Source organism: Streptococcus sp. 714 (genome assembly GCF_013277115.1).
In the GTDB taxonomy this organism is placed as follows: domain Bacteria; phylum Bacillota; class Bacilli; order Lactobacillales; family Streptococcaceae; genus Streptococcus.
This window is the reverse complement of sequence record NZ_VMMH01000036.1, coordinates 1-6357: the sequence shown is the minus strand read 5'-3', so window position 1 is coordinate 6357 and position 6357 is coordinate 1. Positions and strand designations below refer to the sequence as shown.

The window sequence follows — 6357 nt, the reverse complement described above, 5'->3', positions numbered from 1 at the left end:
TTCACGAAGTTCCAGAGTTGAAATTCAGTATAAATGACATTATCAGAATGGAAAAGATAGATTTTTCTATCGTCGAGCTGTATACAGATGAGATTACAGAAGGCAGTCGTAACATCGTAACACCGGGAGTTCCAGGTGAGCGTACGATTAAGACCCGTATCTACAGCTCTAATGGTCAGGAAATTGACCGTCAGGAGTTGTCAAATGAGGAGACCTTATCCCCAGTTACCCAGGTTGTTAAAGTTGGAACAGCTAAGCCGGCTATGGTTCCGAATGATGCACCGAAAGTAGGATCTCTTCCAGAGTACCCGTTAACCTTCACCGACGAAGTTCGGGTAGAGAAAATCAACTTCACAGTTCGTGAAGAAGAAACGGACGAACTTGTTCAAGGCAGTCGTAATATTGTAACCCCGGGAGTTCAAGGCGAGCGTACGATTAAGACCCGTATCTACAGCTCTAATGGTCAGGAAATTGACCGTCAAGAGTTGTCAAATGAGGAGACCTTATCCCCAGTTACCCAGGTTGTTAAAGTTGGTATAGCTAAGCCGACTATGGCTCCAAATGATGCACCGAAAGCAGAATCTCTTCCAGAGTACCCGTTAACCTTCACCGACGAAGTTCAGGTAGAGAAAATCAACTTCACAGTTCGTGAAGAAGAAACGGACGAACTTGTTCAAGGCAGTCGTAATATTGTAACCCCGGGAGTTCAAGGTGAGCGTAGGATTAAGACCCGTATCTACAGCTCTAATGGCCAGGAAATTGACCGTCAAGAGTTGTCAAATGAGGAGACCTTATCCCCAGTTACCCAGGTTGTTAAAGTTGGAACAGCTAAGCCGACCATGGTTCCGAATGATGCACCGAAAGTAGGATCTCTTCCAGAGTACCCGTTAACCTTCACCGACGAAGTTCGGGTAGAGAAAATCAACTTTGCAGTTAGTGAAGAAGAAACGGATGAACTTGTTCAAGGCAGTCGTAACATCGTAACCCCGGGAGTTCAAGGTGAGCGTAGGATTAAGACCCGTATCTACAGCTCTAATGGTCAGGAAATTGACCGACAAGAGTTGTCAAATGAGGAGACCTTATCCCCAGTTACCCAGGTTGTTAAAGTTGGAACAGCTAATCCGACTATGGTTCCGAAAGAAGCACCGACATCGGACACTCTTCCAGAGTACCCGTTAACCTTCACCGACGAAGTTCGGGTAGAGAAAATCAACTTCACAGTTCGTGAAGAAGAAACGGACGAACTTGTTCAAGGCAGTCGTAATATTGTAACACCAGGAGTTCAAGGTGAACGTAGGATTAAGACCCGTATCTACAGCTCTAATGGCCAGGAAATTGACCGTCAAGAGTTGTCAAATGAGGAGACCTTATCCCCAGTTACTCAGGTTGTTAAAGTTGGAACAGCTAAGCCGGCTATGGTTCCGAATGATGCACCGCAAGCAGCTTCTTTAGAAGAGTTCGACTTAATTACACTGCATAATTTATTGACAGAAGCAACTCAAATTAAAGCAGAGGCACGTTATTTCAATGATGATCAAAGTCATCAATCTAACTATGATTCTGCATTGATGGCAGCTCAGGCGATTCTTACTCAATCCCAAGCCAGTCAAGCAGAAATCAATCAACTGGTGGAACAAATCAAACAAGCTAAGGCGCAATTAAGCGGTCTTGAGGTTGTCAAAACGGCTCTTCAGACTGAGTACGATTTAAATGTCACTGTTAAAACTTCTGCTAAATATAAGAATGCTGATTCAGATAAGAAGACAGTTTATATAGAGCAATTGGCTAAGTCAGAAATAGTTCTAAATAGTCAAACGGCTACACAAGTACAAGTCAACCAAGTTCTTGCTAGTCTGCAAGCCGCTAAAGAAGCACTCAATGGAGTGCAGAAAGTCAAGCCAACAGTTTCTATTCTAAGTCTGACTGAAAATGCAGATGATAAGTCGGTTACGGTCCAATATAGATTGGAAGACCAAACAAAGTCCTTACGTTCAGCCACTGCAGAATTATATCAGGGGGATAAGCTTGTTCGTACTCTTTCAATCACTAATTTCGATGATAGTCTAAAAATTGGAGAGTTGGATTACTACACAGCTTATACATTGAAAACCAAGCTGACATATGAACTGGACAATGGTAGTGTCACTGAATTTGAAACAGACAGTCGTGAATTTGAACTCGAATATAAGAAGATCTCCTTCCGAGATGTTGATTCAGTTGAGTTTTACAGTAAAGATAATGACCAATACAAGCGACTGGTATCAATGAGTTCCATGCCTAAAGATCTGTCAAACTACTTTGTCAAAGTCAAATCAAGTGAAGCTAAGGAAATGCTTCTCCCAGTTCACAGTATTTCTGAAATCCAAAAAGACGGAAAAGATGTATACAGGGTAACAGTCTCGTTGCCTGAGTTGGTTCAAGAAGGTGAGACAGGCTATAAGTCTGGCTACGACTTCTATATCAGTAAGGCAGTTCCTAGTCAGCAAAATGTCTACACTAGCTTTGCTGGATTGATAGATGCTATGAAGAAAAATATGGCTAGTAATTATGTTTTGGGAGCTGATTTGGATGCTAGTGAGGTTAGTCTGGCACCTGCGGATTATGTCTATCTCAGAGGGAACTTCACAGGTAGTCTGACTGGCAATCATAATGGTAAGCAGTATGCTATCTATAATCTAGCTAAGCCTTTGTTCGAAAACCTCAAGAGTGGTTCTTCTGTTTCTGGTATGGATTTGAAGGATGTCAATATTGTGGGTAGCTATGACTCTGCTGCCTTAGCTCGGAGTGCAGAAAATGCTCGAATTACAGACGTTTCTGTCCAAGGTAAAGTATCGGTGATAGGCAATGCTTCTAATGTGGCGGGGCTAGTTGTTAGTGCAACAAACACACAAATTTCCAACAGTTCCTTCACTGGTGTCATCCAGGCAAACGAGAAACAGGGCAAAGAATATAATGTTGGTGGTTTGGTTGCTAACCTTAAGGGAGGAGATTCCTTGCTCAGTCAAAGCAGAGCAGATGTGACCATCTTAGCAGGCGCTAGAGCCAACAACCAACGATTCGGCGGTTTGGTTGGTCGTTTGGAGAACAATGCCCGTATTAGCCGTTCTTATGCAACTGGAAAGATTCAAAATACTACTAAGAATGGTCAGATTGGCGGTATCGTAGGATCCAATTACTTCAATGGCTTGGTTGACAATGTTATCAGTAATATTAGTGGTACGAATGTTTATAGTATTTCTGGAGATCAAGCCTACAATAATGATCGTATTACAGAAGCTTATGCTGTTGAAGGAAATCAAACACTGGAAAATGACAAGTTTGTCACTTCAACACTGACTCTGAACGAGGCAGAAGAGAGGCTAGCTAGTTTAGATATTACGACAAATCTAGAGGACACGAATCTTAACCTTTATTCTGTTAACTATGCTCAAGAGAAGAATGCTCGAGAAAATCGTTTGATAGCTTATTCCAATATGGAAAAACTCCTTCCGTTCTATAACAAGGAGACAATCATTAGCTATGGAAATAAACTCCCAGATCATCATAAGCTCAATACAGAATATTTGTTGGATGTTGTTCCAATGAAAGGTGACCAGATTATCACTGATATTAATAGTAATAAGGCATCTATTGACCGTTTGATGTTACACTTCGAGGATAATACGGTTGATTACCTGAATTTGACTTATAAAGGAGAGTTTAAGAATCAAGCAATTGCAGAATACAGTGTAAACGGCTTAGATCTCCTTTATACACCTGAAGCTTTCTTATCAGACTATAGCAGAGTTCTGAATCAAGTACTGCCAGAGTTGAATAAGGTAGTTCTTGACTCACCAGCCATGCGAACTGTTTTAGGTGTAAATGCTGACACTTCCTTGGATGATCTTTATCTTGATGGGGCTTTTGAACAAGTCAAGACCAAGCTCTCAGAAGAGTTACGCAAAGTTCTGGCTATGGATAAGTCAATCAATACTGAAGGCAATGTTGTGGCCGACTATGTAGCTCACAAGATTACAGCCAATAAGGAAGCCTTCTTGCTTGGGCTTACCTATCTTAACCGTTGGTATAATATTAATTATGATAATATTAATGTCAAAGATTTATCTGCTTATAAGTTTGATTTCTTTGGCAACCATAGTGCTTCAACGATAGACACCATTATTTCATTAGGCCAGTCAGGAATGAATAATCTTAAAGCAAAGAACAATCATTTAGCTTATGATGCTTCGCTCTCTGAAGCGACTGGTAAGCATGGACTTTTCAATTATTTGGAAAATTACCGTCAGCTCTTCTTACCATACAAGACTAATAATGAATGGCTCAAGACCAATACAAAAGCTTATATCGTAGAGTCTAAGTCAGATATAGCAGAGGCTAGAAAGATTCAGGATACAGCTGAGGGCAAGAGCAAGTATTCTGTCGGCGTTTATGATAAGATTACTGCTGATAATTGGGAATATAAGGGCATGCTTCTACCGCTCTTGACTATGAGTGAGAAAGGTGTCTATGTCATCTCCAATATGTCCACTATCTCCATGGGTGCTTATGATCGTTACCGAGATGTTGTCGATGGTAAGGTAAGGACAGATGCAGAGTTGGTAGAATATGTCGAAGATAGAGTTAGAAAATCAGCTGAATATCAGCGCGATCATTATGATTTCTGGTACAAGATTCTAAGTCCAGAAAGCAGGGACAAGCTTTTCCGTTCCGTACTAGTTTACGATGGATTCCTAATGAAAGATAGTACTGGTCAAAGATATTGGGCTCCAGCTAATGATAAGAAATCGTTAGCTATGCAGGAGTTCTTTGGACCAGCAGGCAAGTGGTATCCAAGTAAGGGCTACAATGCCTATGCTACAGGAAGTGTAACCCACTTTGACGCTGCTCGTTTATTGGAAGACTATGGTAACTCTGTTTATACGCATGAAATGACTCATAACTCTGACGGCGGCATCTACTTTGAGGGCAATGGTCGTCGTGAAGGTCTGGGAGCTGAACTCTATGCTCGAGGGCTCTTGCAATCTACTCCAACCCCTGACGAACCAACTATTACTCTTAATACCCTCTTCAAGGTGGATAAAGATTCTAAGACACGTATGCATACCTATAATTTCAAAGAGCGTGTTCAAAATGCAGCAGACTTGCAACACTATGTTCATGGTATGTTTGATATGATCTATACACTCGATTACTTAGAAGGTACTTCTATGCTTAAGCAGAGTGATGATGCTAAGCTTCAGTGGTTCAGAAAGATGGAAAATTACTACATTACAGATAAGTATGGTAAGGAAACCCATGCTGGTAACCAGACACGAACCTTCACTGCAGAGGAAATTAAGCAGCTAACTAGTTTCTACTCTTTGATTGAGAATGATGTGATTACGCGTCGAGAGAACAGGGATAGTGGTAAATATAGACGGAATGGCTACCTCAGTCTTAGTCTCTTCTCACCAATCTACTCAGCATTGAGCAATCCTAAAGGAGCTCCAGGGGATGTTATGTTCCGACGTACGGCTTATGAGTTACTGGCAGCCAAGGGATATCATGAAGGATTTGTTCCTTATGTTTCTGGTAAGTACTCTAAGGAAGCCTTTGATGAAGGTAAGAAAACGTGGGACGGATGGTCTGGAAGGGATGTAGGTCTAGTGACAGACCAAAAAGTTTTGGAAAATGTATTTAAGGGCGAATATGACTCTTGGGTAGCTTTCAAGAAGGCCATGTATAAGGAACGAATTGATCAGCTGACAAAGCTTAAGCCGATCACTATTGAGTACGAACTTAGAAATCCAAATAGTACTAAGAAAGTAACTATTCGTTCTTACGCACAGATGCAGAAACTGATGGATGAAGCAGTAGCAGAGGATGTAGGTAACATTACCAATGCTACCAGCCGCGTTGATTCTAGCTGGGTCAACCTGCTCAAGAAGAAGATATATAATGCTTATCTTCGTGAGACAGATGATTTCAGACAGTCTATATTTAAGAAATAAGGAATCTTATGTTTCTTCAATTAAATTTTATGGTAGTTTTCTCAGTTTTTAAGTGATGAGTATCTGAGATCTATCGAGACTGTGATGGATAGGAGCACCATGGAATGACTGATGAGAAAAAGCATTAGCTAAAAAGTTTCCTAAAAATGAAATCTCTAGAAGAAAACAGTTTTCTATAAAGCGAATGATGAAATAATAAAAAATTAAGCAACGGCCTTGTTCCTCATTTTAAGAGGGGTAAGGTCGTTCTTGTGCTGTTTAACACTTTGTTAGTATTCGTTTCCTGAGCCAATACTCTCCAAAAATCTCTTCCAACCACGTCAACGTTGCTTTGCCGTGCGTATGGTTACTGACTTCGTCAGTTCTA

Annotated in this window: 1 protein-coding gene; it reads left to right on the top strand. The window is 41.0% G+C overall.

What is annotated here, in order from left to right:
- Window positions 1-5990: ZmpA/ZmpB/ZmpC family metallo-endopeptidase (locus HT718_RS09240; RefSeq protein WP_173268267.1), on the top strand; the 5990-nt coding region annotated here is incomplete at its 5' end.
- Window positions 5991-6357 lie beyond the last annotated feature (367 nt).